The sequence below is a fragment of the Vibrio sp. 704 genome (genome assembly GCF_033339295.1).
Map to the genome: position 1 here is coordinate 1 of NZ_JAWOUH010001021.1, position 518 is coordinate 518.

Consider the following 518-nt stretch of genomic DNA (forward strand, 5'->3'; position numbering starts at 1 on the left):
GTAGGGCTTGCAAAATAAGAGAGATGTTTCATGAGACGTAGAACCACGCTATCGCTGCTGATTGCATCGAGCCTGTTTATGGCGGGATGTCAACCAAGCCAAGAAGGAACTGAGCAAGGTGGTGGCGCAGCTCCCGCAACCGAAGTGAATGTGTTGACGGTTGAACCTGTTCGACAAGCTTTGACGGTTGAGTTACCGGGCCGCAGCCGTGCATTTAAAGAGGCGGAAGTCCGCCCACAGGTAACGGGTATTATTTCAGAACGTAACTTTGTTGAAGGTGGCGTTGTGGAAAAAGGTCAGTCGTTGTATCAAATTGATGACTCTTCATTTCAAGCGGATTTGCTTAGTGCAGAAGCGGAGCTGATTCGTGCGCAAGCTTCTGAAGAATCGACGTTTGCAACCGTTAAACGTTACCGCGCATTGATTACCAAGAAATCGATCAGTCAACAAGATCTGGATGAAGCAGAAGCGGCTTACAAAGAAGCGAAAGCGCAAGTGCTCGTAGCCAAAGCGAAGAT

The 518-nt window shown here is 48.6% G+C and carries 1 pseudogene; it reads left to right on the forward strand.

The features are described from left to right. Positions 1-30: 30 nt before the first annotated feature. Positions 31-518: pseudogene (gene vmeA / locus R7R24_RS30445) on the forward strand (multidrug efflux RND transporter periplasmic adaptor subunit VmeA); the annotation flags it as partial.